This window comes from Nonomuraea turkmeniaca, assembly GCF_005889735.1.
Classification (GTDB): domain Bacteria; phylum Actinomycetota; class Actinomycetes; order Streptosporangiales; family Streptosporangiaceae; genus Nonomuraea; species Nonomuraea turkmeniaca.
The window spans coordinates 1-24,474 of the sequence record NZ_VCKY01000017.1 but is presented as its reverse complement, the minus strand read 5'-3'; the positions used below and the strand labels follow the sequence as shown (position 1 = coordinate 24,474).

The following is a 24,474-nucleotide window of genomic DNA, read 5'->3' as shown; positions in this document are numbered from 1 at the left end:
CGAACACCCGTGGATCGGCGAACACGACATTGCGCGACACCCGCCCACCGGCGACCGTGAAGACCTGCAAGGTGTGCAGCCGATGCCCACCGCCGGGCTCCGGCGCGTACGCGGCGAGCGCGGGCTGCCCGTTGGCGGTGAGCTCCTTCGTCCGCCAGCCCGTCCCGCGCATGTCGAACACCCGCCGCATGAACAGACCGTAGTCGCGGCCGCCTCGATACCACAGCGGCACCGGCGGCATCTCCAGGGCCGCGTCATCGGTGAGAAGCCGGACGAGCGCCGGGACGTCGGCCGCCTCGAACGCCCGTACGTACCGTTGGATCACCGCGCGGACCGCGGGATCGCCCGGCTCCGCGACCTCGCCCACGTCTCCCGCCTCGGCGAGGGCGGCGCGGGCCCGTTGCAGGGCGCTGTTGACGGCCGGGACCGTGGTCCCCAGCTGCGCGGCGACCTCCGCGGCACTGAACTCCAGCACCTCGCGGAGCACGAGCACGGCCCGCTGCCGCGGCGGCAGCACCTGCATCGCCGCCACCAGCGCGAGCCGCAGGTCGGCCCGCAACCCCGTGTCGAACCGCGCGTCGGGAAACGGCTGCAGCCAGGGAACGTCCAGCGCCGGGGTCAGCGGCGCCCCGGGGTCGTCGCTCGGGGCGCCCAGCCCGGACGGCAACGGCCGCCGCGCACGCCCCTCCAGCGCGGTCAGGCACACGTTGGTCGCGATGCGGTACAGCCACGTCCGCACGGACGCCCGTGTGGGGTCGTACCGGTCCCGGGCCTTCCACGCGCGCAGCATGGTCTCCTGCACCAGGTCCTCGGCCTCGTGGAACGAGCCCAGCATCCGGTAGCAGTACGCCACCAGCTCACCCCGGTAGGTCTCGAAGTCCACAGGCCCATCATGGCGGATGAGTGCGGGGGTGCTCATGCGCCCCTCGGCGGCGTTCCTGCCGTCAGCCGTATGCGAGCACCCATCCTCTCCGTCGGGCACGGGAGCCGGCCGGGTCGCCACGCCGATCTTCGATATATGGGATACTCAGAGTGCCCGTTCGAATACGAAGGGACAGATTCGATGGTAGCCATGGCAACCGAACCTCCAGCGACCAAGCCGGACAAGCCCAGCAAGCGCCTGCCACGAACCGTAAGAGAGCTGTTCGATGCCCTACCCCCCCTCCCCGGCCTCCGGGTTGAGGTCATCGAAGGGAATCTGATCGTGAGCCCAGCGGGCAGCCCCGAGCACTTCCGCAGGATCAAGGCGTTGGACCGTGCCCTCATTCCGCTGTGCGACGAGCATGGCTGGGAGGGCACGCAACATGGGCCAAGCTTGTGCATCGAAGGGCCTCGAGACTCGCTCTGCCCCGACTACGTGGTGTGGTCACCCGACTGCAAACGATGGGGCGATGAGCTGCTGTCGTATGAGGTGATCATGGCTGCCGAGGTGGTCTCACCCAGCAGCGTACGCATCGACCGCGAGGACAAGGTGCGCCTCTACGCGGTGGGCAAGCTGCCGATCTACCTGCTGATCGATCCGATCGCGAAGTCCCCGACCGCCACCGTCCACAGCGACATCAAGGACGGCGAATACCGCACGGTCACCTCCGTGGCCATCGGAAAGCCGCTCTACCTGCCCGCCCCTCTTGACTTCGAGCTCGACACCTCGATCTTCACGGTGTGAGCTTCTCCATCGCCTTCGCGATCCGCTTCTCGGAAACCGGCGTAGGCGTCCCCAGCGTCTGCGCGAAGAAGCTCACCCTCAGCTCCTCGATCATCCACCGGATCTCCGCGACGTCCGGATCCCCGCGTCGCGCCGGATGCAGCTTCTCCAGCAGGTCGTGATAATCGTCCTCGACCTTGTGCACCCGATCCATCCACTCCTGATCCCGCCACGGCTCCTCAGGCAGCTTCGCGAGGCGGCGGTCGATCGCCCGGATGTAGCGCAAGATGTCGGACAGCCGCCGGTAGCCGGTGGCAGTCACGAAGCCTGGATAGATGAGTTTGCCCAGCTGGTCCCGGATGTCGTCCGTCGCGGCGCTCGGGCGCAGGGCGTCGAGGCGAGCCCCGGCCTCGTGCCAGACCACCAGAATCTGCTCCACCCTGCCGAGCACGTCCGCCGCCGTGTCGTACGCATGAGCGCGCACGTGCTGGTAGAGGCGGTCGAAGGCGACCGGGTCCCAGGCGGGGCCTCCGGCGTCGAGCATGAGCTTGTCCACGGCCGCGTTGACCACGTCGTCGAACAACGCCACCGCCCCGCCGTGGGGGCTGCGGGACAGGGCCAGCTTGGCCTGGTTGGACAGGCCGCCGAGCAGGGACTTGGCCGGGTTGGTGACGTTGAGGAGCACCAGCCGGCGGACACCGGGCCAGTGGGAGCGACGCTGCTCGGCCTCCGTCTCGAAGATCTTGATCGAGACCGAGTCGCCGGCGTCGACCAGGGCCGGGTAGCCCTTCATGCGGCCCTGCTCGAAGACCTTCGGCAGCCTGCCGAAGCTCCACGTGTGCAGGCCGGTCTGCTCCAGGTCGTCGCCGGCCTGCGACAGCGTCTGGCGCAGCCGCGGGGCCAGGCGGCGCTTGAGCGCGTCGAGATCCTTGTCCTCGGCCACCGTGCGCCTGCGTTCGTCGATCACCCGGTACGTGATCCGCAGGTGATCCGGGACCTGGTCCAGCTGCCAGGCCTCGCGCGGCACGCGGACCCCGGTGAGCCGCAGCAGCTCGCGCTCCACGGCCGCCAGCAGCGGCTCCCCGCCCTGCTCGACCCCGGCCAGCACCTGCTTGGCGTAGTTGGGGGCGGGCACGAAGTTGCGGCGCAGGTTCTTCGGCAGTGACCGGATCAACGCGGTGATCAGCTCTTCCCGCAGCCCCGGGATCTGCCAGTCGAAACCATCGGCGCTGACCTGGTTGAGCACCTGCAGCGGCACGTGCACGGTCACGCCGTCGGCGTCCGCGCCCGGCTCGAACTGGTAGGTCAGCCTCATCCGCTGACCCAGCTGCTTCCAGGTGTCGGGGTAGTCGCGAGCGCTGACGTCGGCGCCCTCGTTGACCAGCATCTCCGGCGAGAACGTCAGCAGGTCGGGCGTCTCCCGCCCGGCCTTCTTCCACCAGGAGTCGAAGTGCCGGGCGGAGACCACGTCGGCGGGAACTCGCTGGTCGTAGAAGTCGAACAGCGCCTCGTCGTCCACCATGATGTCGCGGCGGCGGGCGCGGTTCTCCAGCTCCTCGACCTCCTCCAGGAGTTTGCGGTTCTCCTTCAGGAAGCGGTGGTGGGTGTCCCAGTCGCCCTCGACCAGCGCGTGCCGGATGAACAGCTCGCGTGACAGGTCGGGGTCGATGCGGCCGTAGTTGACCTTGCGGCCGACGACGAGCGGCACGCCGTACAGCGTGACCTTCTCCAGCGCGATCACCGCGCCCTGGTTCTTCTCCCAGTGCGGCTCGGAGTAGGTGCGCTTGACCAGGTGCTGGGCGAGCGGCTCGACCCAGTCCGGCTCGATCTTGGCGTTGACCCGGGCCCAGAGGCGGGAGGTCTCGACCAGCTCGGCCGACATGACCCACTGCGGCTGCTTCTTGGCCAGCGTGGAGCCGGGGAAGATGGCGAAGCGGGCGTTGCGGGCGCCGATGTACTCCTGGATGGGGCGGCGGCCGTCGGCGCCGCGCTTCTCCATGACGTCCTTGACGCCGATGTGCGACAGGAGCCCGACCAGCAGGGACGCGTGCACGTGGTGCGGCTCGGCCAGGCCGCTGTTGAGCTGGGCGCCGAGCGTCTGGCGGAGCTGGCTGTAGATGTCCTGCCACTCGCGGACGCGCAGGTAGTTGAGGAACTCCGCCTTGCACAGCCGTCTGAACGCGCTGGAGGAGAGCTCCTTCTGCTTGTCGCGCAGGTAGTTCCACAGGTTGAGGTAGGCCAGGAAGTCGGACTCGGGGTCGGCGAAGCGGCGGTGTTTCTCGTCGGCCTGCTGCTGCTTCTCGGCAGGGCGCTCGCGCGGGTCCTGGATGGACAGGGCTGCGGCGATCACCATGACCTCGCGCAGGCAGCCGTTCTTCTCGGCCTCCAGCACCATGCGGCCCAGACGGGGGTCCACCGGCAGGTTCGCCAGCTTGCGGCCGACGGGGGTGAGCTTGCCGTGCGCGTCGAAGGCGCCCAGCTCGTGCAGCAGGCTGACGCCGTCCTTGACCTGGCGGCGGTCCGGTGGCTCGACGAACGGGAACGCCTCGATGTCGCCGAGCCCGATGGAGGTCATCTGCAGGATGACGGAGGCCAGGTTGGTCCGCAGGATCTCCGGGTCGGTGAACTCCGGCCGGTTGAGGAAGTCCTCCTCCTCGTACAGCCGGATGCAGATGCCGTCGGAGGTGCGCCCCGAGCGGCCCTTGCGCTGGTTGGCGCTGGCCTGCGAGACGGCCTCGATCGGCAGGCGCTGCACCTTGGTGCGGTGGCTGTAGCGGGAGATGCGGGCGTAGCCGGGGTCGACGACGTATTTGATGCCGGGGACCGTGAGCGAGGTCTCGGCCACGTTGGTGGCCAGGACGATGCGGCGGCCGGTGTGACGCTGGAAGACGCGGTGTTGCTCGGCGGCGCTGAGGCGGGCGTAGAGCGGGAGGATCTCGGTGTTGCGGAAGTCGGCCTTGGTCAGGGCGTCGGCGGCGTCGCGGATCTCCCGCTCGCCGGACAGGAAGACGAGGATGTCGCCGGGGCCCTCGGTGACGAGCTCCTGGCAGGCGTTCACGATGCCCTGGGTCTGGTCGTCGTCCTCGTCGAGCGGCCGGTACCGCACCTCGACGGGGTACGTGCGGCCGGAGACCTCGATGATCGGCGCGTCGCCGAAGTGGCGGGAGAACCGCTCGGGGTCGATCGTGGCGCTGGTGATGACGACCTTGAGGTCCGGGCGTTTGGGCAGGAGCTGTTTCAGGTAGCCGAGGATGAAGTCGATGTTGAGGCTGCGCTCGTGGGCCTCGTCGATGATCAGCGTGTCGTACTGGTCGAGCATGCGGTCGTTCTGCAGCTCGGCCAGCAGGATGCCGTCGGTCATCAGCTTGACCAGGGTGCGGTCGCTCGCCTGGTCGGTGAAGCGGACCTTGTAGCCGACCACCTCGCCCAGCTGGGTGCCGAGCTCCTCGGCGATGCGCTCGGCGACCGTGCGGGCGGCGATGCGGCGGGGCTGGGTGTGGCCGATCAGCCCGCGTACGCCACGGCCCAGCTCCAGGCAGATCTTGGGGATCTGCGTCGTCTTGCCCGACCCCGTCTCGCCGGCGATGATCACGACCTGGTGGTCGCGGATGGCCTCGAGGATGTCGTCCTTGCGCTGGGCGACCGGCAGGTTCTCCGGATAGGTGACCCGCGGTACGGCTTCACGGCGGCGTGCCAGTCGCTGCTCGGCCCGCTCCACGTCGGCGAGGATCTCCGCGACGATCTTGTCTCGGGTGTCGCGGGAGCGTACCCGGCGCATGCCGTCGAGCCTGCGCCGCAACCGCCGCTGGTCGCGCGGCATGAGCTCGGGCAGGCGTGATTGGAGCTCGGCGAGTGGAGAGGACAACGAAGGCGTTCCCATATCGCTTTCAGGATATTTGAGCTCCGCTTCCCCGGAGCCAACGGCCCATCGTGCCGCACCGGCCGCGCGGCGCGCATCCCAATATCAGGGACGGGCCGCCAGGGCCGCGCCGATGATGCCCGCCTCGTTCTGCAGGGCGGCGGGGACGACCGGCGTGCGGAGCGTGATGTGCGGCAGGAACTTGTCGGCTTTCCTGCTCGCTCCCCCGCCGATCACGATCAGCGACGGTGAGAACAACATCTCGACGTGCTCCAGGTACTCCTGCACCCGCTCCGCCCAGTGCTCCCAGCTCAGGTCGTGCTCCTCCCGGGCCCGTGCCGAGGCGCGGTGCTCGGCGTCCTTGCCGTGCAGCTGCAGGTGCCCCAGCTCGGTGTTGCGTACGAGCGTCCCGTCGGTGAACAGCGCGCTGCCGATCCCCGTGCCGAACGTCAGCACGAGCACGGTCCCTCGCACCTCGCGGCCCCGGCCGAACGTCATCTCGGCCACGCCGGCCGCGTCGGCGTCGTTGACCACGCTCGCGCCGCCGAACAACGCCGCCGCGTCCACGCCGATCCAGGAACGGTCGACGTTGGCGGCCGACATCACGACCCCGTCCGCGACCACACCGGGAAACGTCACACCGACCGGACCGTTCCAGTGGAAGTGCCGGACGATCGTCGCCACCACCTCGGCCACGTCGTCCGGGCCTGACGGCTGAGGTGTGGGAACGCGCAGGCGCTCCTCGCTCAACCGGCCCGCGCCGGTGTCCACGGGGGCGCCTTTGATCCCCGAACCGCCGATGTCAATGCCCAACACGTTCATTTTCTTCCTTCCCGAATTGCTGAACCGCTCTCCCGCCCTCCGCGTATCTCGCGTCACAAGCGCTAACTAGGAGGCAACGGATGCGGCCACGCATCATCACACTCTGCGCTGTTGCGGTCGTCTTGGGAGCGACTCTCACCACTCCCGCACACGCCACCACCAGGACTCGTTTCGACGTCATCCCCCTTGTGTCGGACGTCCAGGGCAAAGCCCCGGTCACCGACCCCAAGGTCGTCAACCCGTGGGGCCTGGCCATGGGCAAGACTCTGTGGGTCTCCAACACCGGCACGGGCACCGCCACCGTCTACTCCGGCACGGGCAAGAAGGAGCAGACCGAGGTGGCCATCCCGGGCGGAGCCCCAACTGGCCAGGTGTTCAACCCCGGCGAAGGCTTCACCGTGAAGGGCAAGCCTGCCACATTCATCTTCTCCAGCCCGAGCGGGGCCATCACCGGATGGAACGCTGAGGTCGACCCGAAGAACGCGATCATAGCCGCGTTCACCCGCGGGGCCGACTACAAGGGCCTGGAGCTCGTCCAGACCGAGGACGAGGCATTCCTGCTGGCCGCCGACTTCGCGAACGGCCGCATCCACGCCTTCGACGAGGACTTCCGGCGCATCCGCCTGGCCCGCTGGCAGTTCCATGACGGTGCCCTGCCCGACGGCTACCACGCCTACAACGTCGCGGTGGCCAACGGCAACATTTGGGTGTCCTACGCGCTGCGTGACCCGGCCACCGGCAAGCCGGTCTTCGGCAGGGGCAAGGGCTTCGTCAGCCGCTTCAACGCCTCCGGCCGCCTGACCGGCCGTATCTCCCGGACCGGGCTGAACGCCCCTTGGGGCATCACCGCCGCGCCGCAGGGCTGGGGTCCGTACTCCGGCTCGCTGCTGGTCGGCAACTTCGGCGACGGCACCGTGCACGCGTACAAGCAGGGTCGTCACCTGGGCTCGCTGCGGGACTCCGGCGGCAAGCAGATCGTGCTGCCGGGCCTGTGGGACCTCGAGCGGGGCACCGCGGCCACCGGCGGCGAGAAGTCGTTGTGGTTCTCCGCCGGCATCGACGGCACCAAGCACGGCCTGATCGGCGTCATCGCCCCCCAGGGCACGAAGCCGACGTCCACCGGTACGGGAACCGGAGCCAGCCCGTCGGCCTCGCCGACGCACCCGGCCGGCCACAAGTCGAGCGCCCCAGCTACCCAGCCGCCCTCCCAGAACAACCCCTACGGCGGGTACTGACCGGCGCTCTCGCGCCGCCGCCCCCAGCCTGGCGAGGAGCGCAGCTCGCCGACAGCAGGCCGGGGGCGGCGGTCGACCTGACGTTTCCGGCGCGGTTGGCGCGAGCCGCGCCGGAAACAACCACCTGCGCATCGCGTCAGCCCAGCACCGCCGCCAGGTCCTGAACCGTCCGGTAGTGGATGCCGGTCATGCCGAGCGCCCTGGCCGCCTCCACGTTCGGGAGCCGGTCGTCGACGAACAGGCAGCGCTCGGGCGCGACCCCGGCGCGTTCGGCGGCGATCTCGTAAATCCGCCGGTCCGGCTTGGCCACGCCGACCCTGGCGCTGCTGACCAGGTCGTCGGCGAAGTACGTGAGCCCCAGCCGGTCGAGGTGCTCCTCCACCGTGTCCATCGCGTTGGTCACGATGATCACCGGAACGTGCTGCTGCGCCCGGGCCAGCAACTGCTTGACCTGCTCGTCCACCCAGAACCCGATCCCCGCGAACTCGGTGACGGCCTGCCGCGCCCGATCGTCCCCGCCGAGTGCGGCGATGATCGACTCCAGCCACTGCGCCTCGGTGACCTGTCCGAGCGTGGGCGGCAACATCAGCTCCGGGTCGAAGGCGGTCTTCATGAGGGGCAGGCCGTAGCGGACCTCGATGTCGGTCTGGGCGGCGTGGTCGAAGTGGCGCAACACGCCATCAAGGTCGGTCAGAACCGCGGCAAAGGGCATCACAGCCCAAGATTCTCGCAGCACTGAGCTTTTCGCGTACCGGTGACGGTGCCGGGGCGATCTGCCGCACTACCATCTCCGAGACAGGATTCGGTAGCGGAACGGTAGGGCATGAACGATCAGCGGCTGCCACGTGAGCTGTGCCAGCTGTTCCCCGACGGCGGCAGGGGCCGCGTGCTGCCCGCCCCCTTGCCCGCGGGCGACGTGGTCTGGCCCGATCCCGGGTACACGCGGCAGGGCGAGGCGGCCCGGCCGGCGTTCTGGATGAGCGCGGAGCCGGCGGGCGGCGAGGACTGGGCACGCCTGCGCGAGTGTCACCCGCACAGCGGGTTGTGGCCGCTGCTGCTGGACGAGTCCGCGCAGCCGTGGGGGCTCGGGCAGGTCGTGCCGGACGATCCCCGCCAGATCGACCACTTCACCGCCGAGGGTTTCATGACCGAGGTGTGGCAGGAGTGGGTGTCGCAGATGCCCCACGACGCGCTCGACGAGCTGGAACCGTACGGGGCGATCTGCCCGGGCCCCGCGCCGCCCGGCGTGCTGAAGGCCGACCCCGAGGCGGTCGCCGACTGGTACGCGGGCGAGCTGGTGGCCAAGGGCATGCCGCTCGGCCTGGTCGCAGCCGCCAGGGGCTCCGACGCGCTGGCGGTCATGGGCTGGCAGGGCGCGCTGCACCACAACGAGTGGATGGTGCCGCTGGCGGCCGTGGTGCGCAGCTGGGAGGACCGGTTCGGGGCGCGGGTGGTGAGCGTCGGGTTCAACACGCTGGAGCTGAGCGTGGCCGCGCCGCCGGTCGACCTCGAGCACGCGTCGCACGTGGCGGCCGAGCACTGGACGTTCTGCCCGGACAACGTCGTCCAGGGACCCGGCGACCTGCAAAGGTACGCCGAGCAGATCATCGGCGGGCACACCTGGTCGTTCTGGTGGGACTGAGGGTCCGGCCGGCGACCGGCCGAACCCTTTTCCCCTCACGGAATACAGGCCACGGCGCCGTAATTCCCCGACGCGCTCGGCTGATCAAGGCATGAGGTGTCGTGGCCGTTCGGCCGCCATTCCGGGACCCACACCAATCCCGGATCCACCAGCACCAGACCCTCGAGCAACGCCTCAACCTCCTCCCGGGTGCGAATAGCGTGCCCAGGGAGTGTCATCGCCAGCAGATCGTGAATGGCCGGCAACAACTCCGGGGGAATCGCGTCGAACGTGGTCTGCAGCAATGACAGGTAACTGCCTTCCGGCACCGCCTGCCTGATCCGCTTGATCACGTAATGGAAGTATTCCTCGTCGTTCAGGCTATGGGCCGACAGCAGCAGCACCGCCACGGGCCGGTCCCACTCCAGGAATGTCTGGACGACCCTGTCATCGAGAATGTCGTCGATCTCGCGCACGTCGCCCTCTACAACGCGTACGAGGTCGGTGACGGGCTCGATGGTCGCCCGCGCCCCGGCCAGCACCATGGGGTCGCTCTCCACGTATACGACTCGGGGGACCACCCGGGGCACGGAGGCGCCCAGGGCGTCACGGGCCACGTCATGCAGCTGCCTGCCCGCGGGCAGGCCACTGGGGACGCCGCTGCCGACGATCACGAACTGGTCCACACCCCTGGTCGCCAGATGACGCACCACGCGGCACAGATATTGGAGCACGGCCCGCGCGGCCGTCGTCGTGACGGGGGCGGCCACGTCGTAGCGGCGCAACACGTCTCTGTCCGCTACGAAGTTGTTCTTCCCACCCGCCGCGGCGTCGAGAATCCGGGTGACACTTGCTTGGGTCATCTCCAGCTTCGCCAGGTTTCGGATGGCACGCTGACGCATTGAGTGTTGCCCCTTTCCCCTCGCCCACTATCTCGGGAAAAGCTGATCCTTGCGGACCCCACTCGATGACCCAGACCATATGATCCTCGCTACTCGCGAGAACACAACACGAAATGCCATTAGTTTTGGGTATGTGTGGATAACCGAAGCGCGCGCGTAACGATCATTTACCAGGGAAAGAGATCACTTTCCGAGCGAACGCGAGAGCCTTTCGCGGTGATAATTCAACACCTCGATGGTCTCCTCGCGGGTGGTCGTCGTCACCGACAACTTCGTGAACGCCTGGTGGTACGCCTCCACCGCGCCGGTCTCGGTGATCAGCTCGTCGCCCTCGATGCCGTGCCGGCACGCGATGTCGGGTTCGAACGCCTCGGCGAAGCGCCAGAGCGTGAACGGACCGGTGCGCGGCACGTACGCGGGGTCCTCCATCGGCACCACATGCAGGGATACGTTGGGCCGCTTGGCGTGCTGCAGCAGCGTCTCCAGCTGGCGTAGCTGCACGTGCCCGCCGACGATCGAGCGCATCAGCACGCTCTCGTCGATCACCGCCCACACCACGATCCCGGTGTCCCTGGCCACGGCCTCCTGCCGGGCCAGCACCAGGGCCAGCGCCTCCTCGACCGTCAGCTGGCCCAGGGTGGCGGGCCCGGCCGCGGTGATCGCGGCCCTGGCGTAGTCCTCGGTCTGCAGCAGCGGCGGGACGAACTGGGTGTGGAAGGTGCGGATGAGCGTGGCGCGCTGTTCCAGCGCGTAGGTGGTGGCCAGCCAGACCGGGATCGACTGCGCGTCGTACCAGGCGGCCTGGCGCTCGCCGCGGGCGAGCGACAACACGTATTCGCGGATGGGCGGCGAGGCGATGCCGTAGACGGTGAGCAGGCGCTCCACGGTGATCGGAGCTGGGGCGATGCGGCCTTCCTCAATGGCGGGGATCGCCGCCGCGCCCTTGCCGATCGCGGTCTCGACCTGCTCCTCCGTCAGTTGCGCGGCCAGGCGCAGGCTGTGCAGCCGGCGGCCCAGGGCCCGGCGCTGCGGCCCGCTCAGCGGCGCGGCGGCGTCGGGGATGTCAGAGGTGGGCTCGGGCTCGTCGGGCAGGCCCTCGGCCTTGCGGGCGAGCTCGACCACGCCGCGCAGGACAGCCAGGGAGCTCTCCGACAACCCGGAGGCGGACAGCCCGATGGTCGCCGCCCGCAGTTGCAGGTCCTCCACGGCGCCCGACTCCAGGTGGTCGTCGCCGACCAGCCAGCCGACGCTCACCTGCAGGCAGGAGGCCAGCGCCCGCAACACCTGGAGCGTCGGGTTGGTCTGCTTGCCGGTGCGCAACTGGCTGACGTAGGCACGGGTGATGGGGATGCCTGCCTCCGTCAGGGCGGAGGCGACCTGCGCGCCGGTGAAGCCGCGCTTGGTCAGCGCGAGATCGAGGCGCTCGGCGAAGTTCGCCACGGCACACCTCCTACTGCCCGGAACTTTTCCAGCGTAAGGGACGCGAGCCCCACTGTCCCCTGCCATGCGGGCAAGCTCTGCCACGCGGGCAGGTATCAACTTATGCGGAAACTGTCAGTTGACATAGCCCCTGGAGGAAGCGGACTATCGGAGCGTGTGGTAACTGAGGCTTAACAGCAAGACGGTTCTGGAGAGTTCCCGTCGAGGAGGTGGCCGGACATGACCATGGATCACTCGGGTGGATCCTGGTTCCTCAGCGATCCGGTCCCCCTCGGGCAGGAGCAGGTGGTCCAGCGGATCTGCGCACGCGTGGCCGGTCCGCTGATCGGGCCGGACGTGCGCGTCGCGAGCCTGCCACTCGGCGGAGTCCAGGTCTGGCTGGAGAGCCCCCGTCACCGTTGGCGCTTCTACCACCGGATGGCCCGCGAGCTGCGGCTGGCCGGCTGGCACACGGAGACGGGCCCGGATCGGCTGCTGTTGCTCGGGTGGAGTTCGGTGTGCCTGACCCACCGCGCCAGGATGCTGAGCGCGGCCCTCGCGGGACGGCTGTCCCACTTCGACAAGACGGCGTTCATGGCCGTCATGATCGCCACCCGGCTGCGGCACACGGGCTTCCCGGTAGAGGAGCTCCCGGCCGAGGTGGAATCCCGTTGCGGCGACGCGTTGAGCTGGCCTGCCCGGCTGGCCGACCTCGACGGCCTCGAACGCCGGTCGTCACTGGAACCGCTGAGGCTCAGGCTGGCCCAGGTGGCCGGCCTGGAGGCCAAGGTGGCCCGCCGCTGCGGCGAACATCTCGCGCTCGCCTCGAAGGTCGCGCGCACGGTGGCCGGTGGTGCGATGCCGGCCAGGTCCCGTGCGACCGGACCAGGAGCGGGACTGACGGAGCGCATGGTGTGCGTCAGCGTGCCCAACGTGGCCATGAGCGCGGGATCGGCGCTATGACGCCGGCCCTCCTTCGCGACCACCCGGTCCCGGCGGCACGGCCGTCGGGTCCCCTTCCGGGTGCCGCGATGATGTACGCGCCGCCGCCGGCCGACTGCGGTCGACGCGGCCTGCTCGTCCCCTGCGCGGGACTGGTGGCGGCGCCCTTGGCGCTGGCCCCGGCGCTTCCCCGCCCCTCCGGCACCGTGCGGCACGTGCCCGACCTAGTCGGCGCGGTGCTGTTGGCCAGCGCGGTAGCGGCTGGCGTGCTGGCCAAACCGAGGGGTAGCGCCTGGGGCTGGCTTTATGCCCTGGGCGGAGGCGGGCCGGCTCGGCCCGCCTCCGCGATCGGAGCCATCAGCACTGGGGTGGTGCTCGGTGGGGCGATCGGCGTGACGGGCGCCACGGTGCTGATCGGCCGGTTCCTGCGGGAGCCGGCGCCTGTGCACGCCTCCTTGCTGGTGGCCTTCCCGGCCGCCGTTTTGCTCGCCGCCGCGGCGCTGGTGCGGGTCGCCGAGGCGTCGGGCCGTGAGACCGGCCTTCGATCTCAATGCGCGGCGGAAGAGGAGCCGGCCGTTCCCGGCCGGCTCCTCGCCGGACTGCGCGAACGATCCGACAACGTTCGGAGCGCGGCCGTGGAGCAGCCGGCCCGCTTCGCCGCAAGCGACTCTCGAGTCGTCAACCCGCGATAGACAGGAGCGATCATGCTCGCCGACGAGATGCGCAGGTCACAACCCCACGAAGTCCCCACGCGCGGCGCCAGGTCCGGCATGCCGCCGCAGGACCGGGACGAGTCGACATCAGCGCGCACCGTGCATCGGCTGCGCCGTATCCGCCAGGTGTCCGTGCAGGCCATCACCGAGATCGACCAGGCGCTGCGGCACCGCGCCTCCTGACCCCCCTCTGGAGGACACCCCATGCGCACCGGTTCGGTGAGCCGCGGCCGGGTGGGCGTGATCGTCGCGCCCGCGAACCCGTCGGCGGAGCCAGAGCTGACCCGCCTGCTCGGGTCGCGGGCCGACATGCACGTCGCCCGCCTCCCCGTACGGCCCACGCTGCCTCTGGCCGAACGGCTGGAGGGCTACAACGACGATCTGCCCCTCATGGTCTCCGCGTTCGACGGCCTGCCGCTCAGCGCCCTGGTCATGGCCTGCAGCGAGCCTCGCTACCTGCTCGGCCCCGATGAGGACCGCGACCAGTGCGCCGAGCTGAGCGCCGTGGCCGGGGTCCCGTTCGCCTCGGCCACGCTGGCCACGCGCGAGGCGATGGAGCACGTCGGGGTGGGCGACATCGTGCTGGTGTCTCCGTACCAGCCGTGGCTGACCGAGTTGGCCGAACGGTTCTGGAAGACCTCAGGGCTGAACGTCACCCAGGTCGTCCAGGTACGGGCCAAGGACGGCTACTCGTCGTACGCGGTCACCCCGGCCGAGCTGATCACCCAGGTCGAGCTGGCCGAGGTGCCGGGGGACGCGGTGCTGCTGTTCACCGGCACCGGCATGGCCACGCTGCCCGTGCTCGGACCGCTCAGCACCGGCAACGACCGGACGCTGCTCACCTCCAACCTCTGCACGGCCTGGTGGGCCCTGTCCCACGCCGTCGGGCAGCACGTGAAGCTGGGCCGCGTGCCGTACCGCCGCTTCATGGCGGCGCAGGGGAGGCGCCCGGCATGAACGGCGTCATCGTGGTGGGAGCGGGTCCCGCAGGGCTGACAGCGGCGCTCTCCCTCGCCAGGGCGGGGATCCCGGTCACCGTCCTGGAACGCGAGAGCGAGCCGATCCGGCAGCCACGGGCCTGCACGTTCCATCCGGCCACGCTGGACCTGCTCGACGAGCTGGGCGTGGCCGCGCAGCTCGTCGCCAAGGGCCGCGTGGTCGACCGGGTGCAGTGGCGGGACCGGTCGGGGATCGTGCTGGCCGAGATGGGCATGAACCGGCTGGACGGCCTGACCAGGCATCCGTTCAGGATCCACGCCGACCAGACCGCGCTCACGCCGCTGCTGCTGGCGGCACTGAAGGTCTACCCCGGCGTCGACGTACGGTTCGGCACCCGCGTGGACGGCGTGGCGGAAGGCGGCACAGGGATCCGGGTCCGCGTCGGCCACACCTGGACGCGGGCCCGGTACATGATCGCCGCCGACGGCGCGCACAGCACGGTGCGGGGCTCGCTCGGGCTGCCGTTCCCCAGGTCCGGGTACCCGACGCAGGCGCTGCGGGTGTTCACCGACTCGCCGCTGGACCGGCTGCTGCCGAGCATGGCGCCGCTGACGTACGTGCGGGACGTGCAGCAGTCGTGCACGCTGCTCGCGCTGCCGGACCACTGGCGGATCATCTTCAAGATCCCTGTCGACTCGCACGAGCCGCTGTCGCCGGCGAACCTGTCGCTGCTCGTCCGCCGGGCCCTGCCGGGGGCCAGCGAGCCGATCCACGTGACGGGCGCGGACCGGTTCGGCCTGTCGAGGGGCGTGCTGACGTCGTACCGGTGCGGGCGGGTCATGTTCGTCGACGACGCCGCGCACCTGACGTCCACCGTCGGCGGCCTGAACATGAACGCGGGCATCCACGACGCGGCCGAGGTCGGCCAGGTGATCGCCGCGGTGCTCGGCGGCTTCGCGCCGCCGGCGGCGCTGGAGGCGTGGGCCTGGCGGCGGCGGTCGGTGCTGATGCAGCGGGTGGTGCCACGCGGCGAGACCCGGCTGGCGGGCGTGCGCGAGCACGACAGCGCCAGGCTGGCCGCCGCCATGGCGGGGCTGCGGGCGATCGCCGGCGACCCCGACGCCACGCGGGCCTACCTGGCGCAGGCGTCCCTGCTGGACATGACGGTGCCGGAGAAGACCTGAGCCGGAGAAGACCTGAGCCGGAGAAGACCTGGGAGGAGGTACGCCGGATGTGGCGAACTCTGTCTGACGAGTCTCGCCAGGCCATTCGCGACCTGTGCGACAAGCATGGAGCCCGGCTCTACGACTACTGCCGCACCGAGCTCGCCGCGGGCGACGCGGAGCAGGCCGTCGCCGGCGCGCTGCTGACGGCGCACCAGTACGGCGACCGCGTGATCGATCTGGCCCTGCGCCGCCCCTGGCTGTACGGGCTGGCCAGGGCACATCGCGCGATCGTGGCCAAGCCCGCCAGCATCGGCTCCTGGTCGCGCCCCGGCCGCATGTCGGAGCTGCTGCCCGAGGCCCTGCTGTCCCTGGACCGCCCGCAGCGGGAGCTGCTCGACCTGTCGGTACGGCACGGCCTGTCGGACGCCGAGCTGGCGGTGATCTTCGAGCTGGACGCCGCCCAAGTGCGGACCGTCGTGACGCAGGCCGCGGCCGGACTCGAGGAGTGGTTCGCCGCGATCATGGCCGCCCGCGGCCACGACGGCTGCCCCGACCTGACGGCGCGGGTGTCGGAGTGGGTCGCGGCGCCCGGCCGGCGGGCCAGGGCCAGGATCGGCCGCCACATCCTGTCCTGCGCGACCTGCCGGGCCGCGCCCAGGACCATGACGGCGGGCGCCCTGCTGCGCCGCCTGCCGATCACGACGTTGCCCGGCACGCTTCCGAACCGGCTGGCGTCGGCGCAGCCACTGCCCGGCGAGGGGCCTCTTTGGCGGGCGGACGGCTTTCCCGCGCAGGCCCGCCTGCTGGTGGAGACCGGCCCAAGAGAGACCGGCCCAGTGGACACTGGCACAGCGGCGGTTCCGCCGGTCGCCGGCGCCACGCCGCACGTCCCGGTCGCCGACCCCACGACGGCGACTTCGGGAGAGCCCTGGTCGGCGGCGGGCGCGGCTGCCGCCGACCAGGAGCATCTTGCGGCGCCCGCCGTGCGCGGGCGGCACCCGTTCACGCCGCCGAGCCGCACGCGGGCCTTCCGCGGGGGCGCCTACGGCGACAAGCTCGTCTACAGCGCCGCGGTGAAGGGCGAGAGCAACGGGTTCCACAAGCCCCCCGGAGAGATCATCCGGTACGGCGGGATCACGCTGAGCGGCGAGCTGGCCGAGCTCCAGGGCCAGCAGTGGCAGGAGTACTGGCGCGACCGCTCCAACGACGACGATCCCGAGGCCGGGACACCCGTCAGGGCGGTGGTCAGGCTCGCTCTGATCCTCGGCGTCGGCCTGCTGGCCGCCGGGCTGGTGTGGGCGATGCTGAACGCCCGCGAGCACCCGGCCACGATCACCAAGGCCGCCGCGCAGACGAACGTGCTGCTCGAGGAGCCGTCCCGGTGGGTGGCCGAGGTCACCACCGCCGCCAAGTCCGGCCTGACGAGCGTGCCGAGGAAGGCGGAGCTGCCCCAACCCGCGCCGCCGGTGGCACGGCTGTCGCCGGCGTCGGCGTGGCTGGGCTCGCAGCGCACCGGGTCGTTCGCGCTGTCGTGCACGGGACGCTGCGCCATCACCTCGGCCGCCGGCACGGACGGGATCGCGGTGTCGGGCACGAGGTTCCGGGTGACGGAGCCGGCCTCCAGGCCGGGTTGCGGTGACCGGGCGACCGTCCGGCGCGGGAAGATCGTCGTCCAGTGGGCCGGCAAGGCCACCGGTGACGGCACCCGTACCGGCGGGACGACCGCCGCGAAGGGGACCTTGACCCTCAACGTGACGTGGACCGTCGCCAAGGACCAGGGCGTGCGGTTGCTCGACGCGGACGGCTTGCGCTGGAGCAACTGCCGGTAAGGGGCCTCGGGCTCCGCGAAGCCCGAGGCCGGGGCGGTTTAGAAGAACTGGAACTCGGGCTCGGGCTTCGGCAGCTCGATCCGGTCGGGGCCGTGGAACCTGGCCTTGTCCTGCGGCATGTCACCCAGCGGCGCGGCCAGTGCGAACGGCACGACGACGCTGCTCTTGGCCAGGTCGACGGTGACGTTGGCGCCGGTTCCGGTCTCGCCGCTGTAGGTGGAGTCGGTGCCCGCGATCACCAGGCCGATCCTGTGGCCCTTCTTGAACGTGTAGTCCTGCGGCAACGTCAGCCACTTGACCGTGCCGTACGTGCCGACGGGCAGCGGCGCGGCCTGGCTGAGCGAGTAACGGTTCTGCACGTCGATCCAGCCGCGGGCGACGATCTCCAGCGGGCGGGTGGCCACGTTCGTGACGACCTTCTTGTAGCAGGCGTCGTCGGCCGCGGTGCTCTCGCCGTGGCAGTCCTCCTCGGTGAGCGTGGTGATGCCCTGGCCGCGCCGCCAGTCGACGCGGGTGTCCTCGCCGAAGTCGACGAGCAGGGCGGTCAGGTTGGAGGTGGGCTTGTCCAGCTTGACCCGCAGGTCCGCGGTGGGCGTGCCGGACAGGCGCAGGTCGAGCGGGAGCGCGCCGGTGGTGAACGCCACCCGCCCCGCGTTGGGGGTGCCCACGTCGGCCACCATGGCGGTCTCACTCATGGCCACGTCGGTGAACGACGCGGTGCTGTCCTTGGCGGCGGGATCGAGGCCGAGCGAGCCGTCGGGCGCCGGGCGCAGCGTCGCCTTCATCGCGAACGGCGCCGGCCAGTCGCGCTGGGTGATCCACCGGGCCGGGCCGACCTCGACGTCGGCGCGGGGCTCCTGCGTGATCCCGTTGCGTACGCCGTGCAGCCAGTAGTCGAACCAGCGGTGCAGGGTGTCGACCCAGAGCCCTCTGCGACCCTCGAAGTCGAACGGGTCCACGTGCTGGGTCTGGCCGACCCAGATCTTGCGCGGCACACCCCTGTCGGCCAGGGCCTTCCACCAAGCGGAGAAGTTGTCCGGCTTGACGTTGAGGTCGTTGACCGTGTGGATAACGAAGACGCTGGCCTTGACCTTGGAGGCGTCGCCGAGCAGGCCCTTGATGTAGTCGCGCTCGGCCCAGAACGGGTTGTAGTTGCCGGTGTCGTCGCCGTCCTCGGCGTCCATCTTGTCGCGTACCGGCTGGCACTTGGCCTCGGGGTCGGTGTCCACGTAGTTGGCCAGCCAGGAGGCGTAGTCGTAGTTGTAGATCACGCCGTTCGAGCGCTGGTACTTGTACCAGGAGCTGATCGCCGAGATCGGGACGATCGTCTTCAGGCCCTCCACACCGGTGGCGGCGACGGCGTTGGCCAGGGTGCCGTCGTACGACTTGCCGATCATGGCGGACTTGCCGGTCGTCCAGTCGGCCACGGCCGGGGTGCCGTCGGCCTTGACCGCCTTGGCGCGGCCGTTCAGCCAGTCGATGACGGCCTTGCCGCCCAGCACGTCGGCCTTGCCGCCGATGTCGGGGCAGCCCTCCGACCTGGTGGTGCCGAGCATGTCGACGTTGAGGACGGCGTAGCCGCGGGGGACGAAGTAGTTGTCGTAGAAGAGGGGGAATTTGACGACATTTCCGGCGGCGTCGTAGACCTTCCGTTCTGCCTCGTTGCCGCGGCCCGAGTTGTCGTAGTACGGGCTCTCGTCGATGATGACGGGCACCTTGAGCCCGGGGCCGGACTCCTTGGGCCTGATGATGTCCACGCGTACCTTGTCGAGCTTGCCGTCCAGGTCGCTGTCGACGGTGGACTCGACGTACACGTGCTCGCGGATCGCGTCCGCGTAGGAGAAGACCGGCTGCGTACGGTCGTTCTCTATGGTGATGGCAGGTCCGGCAGTAGCCTGCGCTGGGGTCGCGATCGCCAGGGTGAGGGCGAGGGCGATGAGGGCCGGGCGTAATTGTGGCACGCGTGACCTCCGTGCGAGTTAGCGAAAATACATGGCAATCTCTCAGACCGCTCCCGACCTGACAAGATCCTGGGTATGGATGGTCAGGATCGAGTCCGGGGATGCCTCCTCGGCGGCGGGGTCGGTGACGCGCTCGGCGCACCGATCGAGTTCGCGTCGTTGCGGGAAATCCGCAAGCATCATGGCCCAGACGGCATTTCCGGATATGTCGCCGATTGGCGCGGCAAGACCGGGCTCATCACCGACGACACCCAAATGACGCTCTTCACCGTCGAGGGTCTCATCCGCGCCGACCACGCCGGCGGATCATCGGCCGCGGGGCCGGGTGGCGCGCCGGTGGTCGAGGCCGTGCGGCAGGCCTACCAGCGCTGGCTCGACACCCAGAGACACCACGACGCTCCCCCGCCCGCCGGCCTGCCGCATCGCACGGGGTGGCTGCGGGAAGAGGACTGGCTGTACTCGCGCCGGGCGCCCGGCAACACCTGCCTGTCGGGGTTGCACCGGCCCTTCCCCGGCCCGTCGCCGCTGGGCGCGCCGGGGCCGGTGAACGCGCACTCGAAGGGCTGCGGCACCGTGATGCGCTCGGCGCCGTTCGGTCTGGTCGGGTGGAGCAGGGCAACGACCCCCGATCCACGAGGCGCCTTCGAGCTGGCGGCGGCGTGTGCGCAGATCACCCACGGCCATCCCACCGGCTACCTGGCGGCGGGGGCGTTCGCGGCGATCATCGCGTACCTCATGGCCGGCGAGGCTCTGGAACCCGCCGTCCACCGTTCCATGGAGTTGCTGGTCGGCTACCCGGCGCACGAGGAGACCACGGCGGCACTCCGGGCGGCGCTGGAGCTCGGCGGTCCGCCCTCCCCCGAGCGGGTGGAGTCGCTGGGCGGCGCTTGGGTGGCCGAGGAGGCGCTGGCCATCGGCGTGTACTGCGCCCTGGCCGAGACCTCCGTCGAACGTGCGCTGCTCCTGTCGGTCAACCACTCCGGCGACAGCGACTCGACCGGCTCGGTGTGCGGCAACCTGCTGGGCACGCTGCACGGCGTCGCCGCTCTCCCGGCCGCCTGGCTGGACCCGCTCGAGGGCCGGGACACGATCGAGCGCCTGGCCGCCGAGCTGGCCTGATCAGCGCTTAGGGTGGGACTCCCCAGCCGGAATGGGAAGAGGATTGCATGCGAAACGTCGCTCGGACCTCGCTCGTCGACGCCGCGATCGACGAGCTCCGCCGGGAGATCGCCCGCGGGGCGTGGCCGGTCGGCACGAAGATCCCGTCCGAGAGCCAGCTCGCGCAGAGCCTGGGCATGAGCCGGTTGTCCGTACGTGAGGCGGTCCGGGTCCTGGCTCACGCCGGGTTGCTGCACACGCGGCAGGGCGACGGCACGTATGTGACCGCCACCGACGAGTCCAAGGTCGCACTGCGCCGGCGGCTGGACACGGCGGCCGCCATGGACATCATCGACGTACGCCGCGGGCTCGACCTCGTAGCGGCCCGTCTGGCGGCCGGGCGGCGGACCGAGGAGGACCTGGTCGCGCTCCGCGAGACGCTGGCCCGCAGGGACGCGGCGGGGCGGGCGGGCGACCTGGACGGCTTCGCGGACGCGGACGTCTCCTTCCATGTGTCAGTGGCGGACGCGGCGCACAACGCGCTCCTCGCCGACCTGTACCGGAGCATGAGCGACGCGTTGCGCGACAGCGTGCGGGATCAGGAGGAGGCGGCGCTGGAGCCGGACCTCTCGCACGAGGAGTTGCTGCGGGCGATCGAGGACGGGGATCCGGCGCGGGCCGTCGCGGTGTCGGTGGCCATCTTGGACCAGCAGGAACGCGAGCTCTGACGCGGCGTCTGGCTGGCGGCTTCCGTCACGAGCGGATAGCGGCTTTTCTGATTACCAGACAAAGCGTTATTTCGTACGACAAGGTCGTGGACGACCCGATCTTCGGGAGGTTCACGGAATGGACCGGACGACGCCCACCTGTCCCGGCTGCGGGGCCATGCTGCCCGGGCTCGACCCTGCCTTACCCGGCCTCCGCACCATCCCGCCCAGGCCCGCCGGCACCGCCCTACCGGGAACCGGCACCGCCCTACCGGGAACCGGCACTACCCTGCCCGGGAACCCGCTGCCTGCCGCCTGTCCCGAGTGCCGGCTGCTCCTGCGCGGCCCCGCCGCCGACGCCTATCTCGCCGCCGTGGCCGCGCTCGCCGAGTGGGAGGAGCGCCGGGCGGAGCTGGTGACGCGCCACGACGAGGCCCTCGCCGCCCTGCGCACCGCCGGCCGAGCGCCCGCACCCGTCCACGCGGACGGGACGCGCGCCACAGACATCGGGACGCCTACCGCCGCCAACGGGACCGGCACCGCCACAACGACCGCCGACGAGCAGACCGGCACAGGCCCGCAGGGCGGCACAGGCCCGCAGGGCGGCACAGGCCCGCAGGGCGGCACAGGCCCGCAAACCGGCACAGGCCCGCAAACCGGCACGGGGACGCGGCGCGGCGCGGGCGCGCGGGCCGCGACCGGCGGGAAAGCGCCTGGACGGGACCTGTCGCATCGGGCGGTGCAGAACCTGTTGCTGCTGCTCGGCGGCATGCTCCTGTCGATCGCGGCCGTCGTGTTCACCCTGGTCAGCTGGCAGGTCCCCACACTGCGCGCGCTGATCCTGAGCGTGTTCACCCTCGCCGTCCTGGCCGCCCCCTGGCTCCTGGTCCGCCGCCGGCTGGTCGCGACCGCCGAGACGGTGGCCCTGATCGGCCTCGTGCTGATCCCGCTGGACGGCGTCGCGGTCATGCAGGTCTTCGACGACGGCGGCCCTTCCGGCGGACCGGACCTGAACCCGCTGTGGGGATTCTCCCTGGGCGGCGCCGCGCTGGCCCTGGCGTGGACGCTGTACGGCCGGTGGGCCCCGCTGCGCCTCCCCGCCCCGGTCGCGATAGCGCTGGCGCAGGCCCCGCTCCCGCTGGCCGGGCTGGCCGTGGAGCCGGAGTACCCGGCGAAATGGGCCTGGCTGGCCGCCGCGCTGGTCGCCACCGCCGCCTTCGACCTGGTCCTGTGGCAGGCGGCCCGCCGGGCGCGAGCCGCCGTCGAGTACGTGACCGCGGGCGTCGCAGGCTCCCTCGCCTGGGTGCTCTGCACAGGCCTGATCCTGCTCCAGGAGATCGACAGCGGCGACCCCCCGATACCCCCACCGGTCTCGGCCCTCGTCCTGGCTACCGCCTCGCTCGTCGCCCTGCTGTGGGCGGTGGCGACCCGCGGCAAGGCGGCCCGCCGGCTGATCGCCACCTGCGGCTCCCTCGCCGCCGTGGGCGCGCTCTGCGTGGTGCCCGCCTCGCTGGTCCCCGCTCCGTGGCAGGCCGCCGTCGGCGCGTACGGCGCCTGCCTGGTCCTCGCCGTCACGCTCACGCTCCCGCTACGGCTGCGCGACGGCCTGCGTACCGGCGCCGTGCTGGCTCTGGCCATGCCGGTCATCTCGAAGACGCTTGCCGTGGTCACGGCCGCGGTCGCACCGGTGACCTGGCTGCGGTCCATCTGGTCGGGGACCGGCGGCCCCGCCGCGAGCGTGCTCGCGCCCCACGACTTCATCCTGTGGAACGACACGGCGGCCACACCTCTGGTGATGGGGGCGGCGGCGCTGGCAGTGACGCTGTTGCCGGCCCGGGGCCAGACGTGGACCTCCGAGCTCCGCCGCACCGTCCGTCTGGTGTTCGGTTCCCTGGCCGTGCTCACCGCCCCGGTGGCGACGGACCTGCCGTACGAGGCGGCGCTGGCGGTGCTCCTGGCCTTGGCCGCGGCCCTGTTCCTGACGGCGGCCCGCCCGGGCGACGCGCCCGGCATGACGGGGCCCAGCAGGAGGGCGCTGTGGCTGGGCGGATACGTGGCCGCGCTGGCGATGTGCTGGGCTCTGGCCGATCGGCAGGCCACCATCGGGGTGGCGGCCGGGCTCATGGTGATCCTGCTCGCCTGTGCCGTCGCCGCCCGTCCGCAGGCCGTGCGGGCGGTGGGCGGGGCCGGGGCGACGTTGGCGGCGGGCCTGCTCGTCTGGGGACTGTTCGCGGACGGGCTCGGGGCGGCGTTCGCCCTGCTCGGCGTCCGGGCGGTGACGCTGGTCGTGACGCGGCCGTCACGCGAACTGGCCGCCGCCGTCGTACGGGCGCGCCGCACCACCGTCACCCTCGCGCTCGGCGGCGTGGACCGGCTCACCAGGACGATCAAGCCGGGCGGGCGGACGGCGGTGGAGGCCGCCGCTGTGGTCGTGGGGTTGTTCGCGCTCGGGCAGCAGGGTGTGCGCGGTGAATGGACGGCGCTCGTGCTGGCGATCGGCGCGGTGCTGGCGGCGGCCTCGGCGTGGCGGCGGCCCAGGGGCCGGTGGCGGACGGTGGCGGCGGTCGAGGCGTGCGTGCTGGCCGCACTCGCGCCGCTGGCGGTGAGCAGGGCCGTCGTGCCCGCGCTCGTGGGTCCGTACCAATGGGTGACGCACGCCTGGGCGGGCGCGGCGGAAGGGGCCAGGGAGGCGCTCAGCCCGGCGGGGGCGTGGCAGGTACAACCGCTGCTGCTGCCCGTGCTGGTGCTGGCCGGCACCGCCGGGACACTCGCCGCCTGGGCATGCTGGCGGAGGCCGGCGGGGATGGGCGTGGCGCGGATCGTGTTCCCGCTGGCGGCGACGACGCTGCCGGTGGCGGCGGACCTGCCGTACTGGACGGCGCTGGCCTTCCTCGTCGTGCTCACGGCCGGGCTGGCGCTCTGGTCGGCGGTGAGCCGGTCGGCCGCGGGCAGCGCGAGCCTGTGGACGGCGACGCTGGCCGTCTCGTGGTCGCTGGCGGACCGCACGGCGACGCTCGCGGTGCTGGCGGCGATCGTGGTGACCGGGGTGTTGTGCGCGATCCGGGGCAAGGGCTCGCCGGTCACGAGCGTGGCCTCGACGGTGACCGGGCTGGCGGTGGGGGCGGAGAGCGTGGCCGCGGCGCTCGGCGGCGGGCTCGGCCCGGGGAACGCGGCGCTGGTCCTGCTGCTGGTGGCGGTGCTGTTGTCGCGGGCCGCCGCGCTGCCCGTCCTGCCCGGCGCCGTCGCGGCGCCGGTGGGTGGGACGGCGCTGGCCTTGTGGCTGGTCGCCATGGTGCTGACCGGGGACGATCCGGCGCGGTTGTCGCTGGTGCTGGCGGTGGGCGCGCTCGCGCTGGCCGGCGCGGCGGGGCGGCTGCGGGACACCTCCAGGACGGGCGCGTACGTGCTGGCGGGGGCGGTGTCGGGAGCGGCCGTCCTGCCGCATCTGGCGGTCTGGAGCGCGGTGTTGCGGCGGCCGTACCTGGAGGTGGGCCATCCGTGGGGTGAGGAGTTCGGAGGATGGACTCGCGCGAGGGTGGATGTGGGGCCTCAAGATGAGCCGTTCGCGTTCGAGCCGGCCGGGTTCGAGTTGTCGGGGGCGGGGACGGCCTTGGGG

The 24,474-nt window shown here is 71.2% G+C and carries 18 protein-coding genes and 1 pseudogene; 12 read left to right on the top strand and 7 right to left on the bottom strand.

Going from position 1 to position 24,474, the window contains the following annotated elements:
- Positions 1 to 37: 37 nt before the first annotated feature.
- Positions 38 to 919, bottom strand: a pseudogene (locus tag ETD86_RS07345) (RNA polymerase subunit sigma-70); the annotation flags it as partial.
- On the opposite strand from ETD86_RS07345, the gene ETD86_RS07340 reads away from it, so the two are divergent.
- Positions 893 to 1,666 carry a Uma2 family endonuclease gene (locus ETD86_RS07340; protein ID WP_342779236.1) on the top strand — a complete coding sequence of 258 codons (774 nt, stop codon included), beginning with the start codon at positions 893 to 895 and terminating at the stop codon, positions 1,664 to 1,666. The pseudogene ETD86_RS07345 and the gene ETD86_RS07340 overlap by 27 nt on opposite strands.
- Here ETD86_RS07340 and hrpA read toward each other — a convergent pair.
- Together hrpA and ppgK are read right to left on the bottom strand one after the other, a co-directional pair.
- Positions 1,656 to 5,525, bottom strand: a complete 3,870-nt coding sequence (gene hrpA, locus ETD86_RS07335) for an ATP-dependent RNA helicase HrpA (RefSeq protein WP_138665340.1) — start codon at positions 5,523 to 5,525, stop codon at positions 1,656 to 1,658. The genes ETD86_RS07340 and hrpA overlap by 11 nt on opposite strands.
- Positions 5,526 to 5,609: 84 nt before the next feature.
- Entirely contained in the window at positions 5,610 to 6,326 is a 717-nt protein-coding gene (gene ppgK, locus ETD86_RS07330) for a polyphosphate--glucose phosphotransferase (protein ID WP_138665339.1), read from the bottom strand.
- Positions 6,327 to 6,406: 80 nt separating this feature from the next.
- On the opposite strand from ppgK, the gene ETD86_RS07325 reads away from it, so the two are divergent.
- Positions 6,407 to 7,561, top strand: coding sequence for a TIGR03118 family protein (locus ETD86_RS07325; protein WP_138665338.1), 1,155 nt, complete (start codon positions 6,407 to 6,409; stop codon positions 7,559 to 7,561).
- A 136-nt stretch (positions 7,562 to 7,697) separates the two neighbouring features.
- Here the strand turns inward: ETD86_RS07325 and ETD86_RS07320 are convergent, their stop codons facing one another.
- Complete coding sequence (locus ETD86_RS07320; protein ID WP_138665337.1) at positions 7,698 to 8,273, bottom strand: HAD family hydrolase; 576 nt, start codon at positions 8,271 to 8,273, stop codon at positions 7,698 to 7,700.
- A 111-nt stretch (positions 8,274 to 8,384) separates the two neighbouring features.
- Between ETD86_RS07320 and ETD86_RS07315 the strand changes: the two genes are divergently transcribed.
- Positions 8,385 to 9,203 carry a DUF4253 domain-containing protein gene (locus tag ETD86_RS07315; protein ID WP_138665336.1) on the top strand — a complete coding sequence of 273 codons (819 nt, stop codon included), beginning with the start codon at positions 8,385 to 8,387 and terminating at the stop codon, positions 9,201 to 9,203.
- Between the two features lie 35 nt (positions 9,204 to 9,238).
- Here ETD86_RS07315 and ETD86_RS07310 read toward each other — a convergent pair whose 3' ends face one another.
- On the bottom strand, positions 9,239 to 10,045 hold the full coding sequence (locus ETD86_RS07310; protein WP_138665335.1) for an SAM-dependent methyltransferase: 807 nt from the start codon (positions 10,043 to 10,045) through the stop codon (positions 9,239 to 9,241).
- 222 nt (positions 10,046 to 10,267) lie between these two features.
- A complete protein-coding gene (locus tag ETD86_RS07305) occupies positions 10,268 to 11,524 on the bottom strand; it encodes a helix-turn-helix domain-containing protein (protein WP_170222927.1) in 1,257 nt (418 codons plus the stop codon).
- 219 nt (positions 11,525 to 11,743) lie between these two features.
- Here ETD86_RS07305 and ETD86_RS07300 point away from each other — a divergent pair, with 219 nt between their 5' ends.
- From ETD86_RS07300 to ETD86_RS07275, 6 genes are all read left to right on the top strand, one after another.
- Positions 11,744 to 12,466 carry a hypothetical protein gene (locus ETD86_RS07300; protein WP_138665333.1) on the top strand — a complete coding sequence of 241 codons (723 nt, stop codon included), beginning with the start codon at positions 11,744 to 11,746 and terminating at the stop codon, positions 12,464 to 12,466.
- A 68-nt stretch (positions 12,467 to 12,534) separates the two neighbouring features.
- On the top strand, positions 12,535 to 13,137 hold the full coding sequence (locus tag ETD86_RS07295; RefSeq protein ID WP_138665332.1) for a hypothetical protein: 603 nt from the start codon (positions 12,535 to 12,537) through the stop codon (positions 13,135 to 13,137).
- A gap of 12 nt (positions 13,138 to 13,149) precedes the next feature.
- Entirely contained in the window at positions 13,150 to 13,341 is a 192-nt protein-coding gene (locus ETD86_RS07290; RefSeq protein ID WP_138665331.1) for a hypothetical protein, read from the top strand.
- A gap of 21 nt (positions 13,342 to 13,362) precedes the next feature.
- On the top strand, positions 13,363 to 14,115 hold the full coding sequence (locus ETD86_RS07285) for a maleate cis-trans isomerase family protein (protein WP_138665330.1): 753 nt from the start codon (positions 13,363 to 13,365) through the stop codon (positions 14,113 to 14,115).
- Positions 14,112 to 15,281, top strand: coding sequence for an FAD-dependent oxidoreductase (locus ETD86_RS07280; RefSeq protein WP_138665329.1), 1,170 nt, complete (start codon positions 14,112 to 14,114; stop codon positions 15,279 to 15,281). The genes ETD86_RS07285 and ETD86_RS07280 overlap by 4 nt, the downstream gene beginning before the upstream one ends.
- Positions 15,282 to 15,328: 47 nt before the next feature.
- The gene (locus ETD86_RS07275; RefSeq protein ID WP_138665328.1) at positions 15,329 to 17,092 is read left to right on the top strand and encodes an RNA polymerase sigma factor; all 1,764 of its coding nucleotides are present in this window, start codon (positions 15,329 to 15,331) and stop codon (positions 17,090 to 17,092) included.
- A 38-nt stretch (positions 17,093 to 17,130) separates the two neighbouring features.
- On the opposite strand, the gene ETD86_RS07270 is transcribed toward ETD86_RS07275, so the two are convergent.
- A complete protein-coding gene (locus tag ETD86_RS07270; protein ID WP_138665327.1) occupies positions 17,131 to 19,053 on the bottom strand; it encodes a Xaa-Pro dipeptidyl-peptidase in 1,923 nt (640 codons plus the stop codon).
- A 75-nt stretch (positions 19,054 to 19,128) separates the two neighbouring features.
- Here ETD86_RS07270 and ETD86_RS07265 point away from each other — a divergent pair, with 75 nt between their 5' ends.
- The 3 genes from ETD86_RS07265 to ETD86_RS07255 all read left to right on the top strand — a co-directional run.
- Entirely contained in the window at positions 19,129 to 20,172 is a 1,044-nt protein-coding gene (locus tag ETD86_RS07265) for an ADP-ribosylglycohydrolase family protein (protein ID WP_138665326.1), read from the top strand.
- Between the two features lie 47 nt (positions 20,173 to 20,219).
- A complete protein-coding gene (locus ETD86_RS07260) occupies positions 20,220 to 20,879 on the top strand; it encodes a FadR/GntR family transcriptional regulator (RefSeq protein WP_138665325.1) in 660 nt (219 codons plus the stop codon).
- A 118-nt stretch (positions 20,880 to 20,997) separates the two neighbouring features.
- A partial coding sequence (locus ETD86_RS07255) for a hypothetical protein (RefSeq protein WP_138665324.1) occupies positions 20,998 to 24,474 on the top strand: 3,477 nt, incomplete at its 3' end.

What these genes read in the sequence shown, in the direction of transcription:
- ETD86_RS07260 (WP_138665325.1), top strand. Translation starts at nt 20,220, where the DNA reads ATGCGAAACGTCGCTCGGACCTCGCTCGTCGACGCCGCGATCGACGAG.
- ETD86_RS07340 (WP_342779236.1), top strand. Translation starts at nt 893, where the DNA reads ATGGCGGATGAGTGCGGGGGTGCTCATGCGCCCCTCGGCGGCGTTCCT.
- ETD86_RS07295 (WP_138665332.1), top strand. Translation starts at nt 12,535, where the DNA reads ATGATGTACGCGCCGCCGCCGGCCGACTGCGGTCGACGCGGCCTGCTC.
- ETD86_RS07280 (WP_138665329.1), top strand. Translation starts at nt 14,112, where the DNA reads ATGAACGGCGTCATCGTGGTGGGAGCGGGTCCCGCAGGGCTGACAGCG.
- ETD86_RS07285 (WP_138665330.1), top strand. Translation starts at nt 13,363, where the DNA reads ATGCGCACCGGTTCGGTGAGCCGCGGCCGGGTGGGCGTGATCGTCGCG.
- ppgK (WP_138665339.1), bottom strand. Translation starts at nt 6,326, where the DNA reads ATGAACGTGTTGGGCATTGACATCGGCGGTTCGGGGATCAAAGGCGCC.
- ETD86_RS07300 (WP_138665333.1), top strand. Translation starts at nt 11,744, where the DNA reads ATGACCATGGATCACTCGGGTGGATCCTGGTTCCTCAGCGATCCGGTC.
- ETD86_RS07275 (WP_138665328.1), top strand. Translation starts at nt 15,329, where the DNA reads ATGTGGCGAACTCTGTCTGACGAGTCTCGCCAGGCCATTCGCGACCTG.
- ETD86_RS07325 (WP_138665338.1), top strand. Translation starts at nt 6,407, where the DNA reads ATGCGGCCACGCATCATCACACTCTGCGCTGTTGCGGTCGTCTTGGGA.
- hrpA (WP_138665340.1), bottom strand. Translation starts at nt 5,525, where the DNA reads ATGGGAACGCCTTCGTTGTCCTCTCCACTCGCCGAGCTCCAATCACGC.
- ETD86_RS07315 (WP_138665336.1), top strand. Translation starts at nt 8,385, where the DNA reads ATGAACGATCAGCGGCTGCCACGTGAGCTGTGCCAGCTGTTCCCCGAC.
- ETD86_RS07265 (WP_138665326.1), top strand. Translation starts at nt 19,129, where the DNA reads ATGGATGGTCAGGATCGAGTCCGGGGATGCCTCCTCGGCGGCGGGGTC.
- ETD86_RS07320 (WP_138665337.1), bottom strand. Translation starts at nt 8,273, where the DNA reads ATGCCCTTTGCCGCGGTTCTGACCGACCTTGATGGCGTGTTGCGCCAC.
- ETD86_RS07290 (WP_138665331.1), top strand. Translation starts at nt 13,150, where the DNA reads ATGCTCGCCGACGAGATGCGCAGGTCACAACCCCACGAAGTCCCCACG.
- ETD86_RS07310 (WP_138665335.1), bottom strand. Translation starts at nt 10,045, where the DNA reads ATGACCCAAGCAAGTGTCACCCGGATTCTCGACGCCGCGGCGGGTGGG.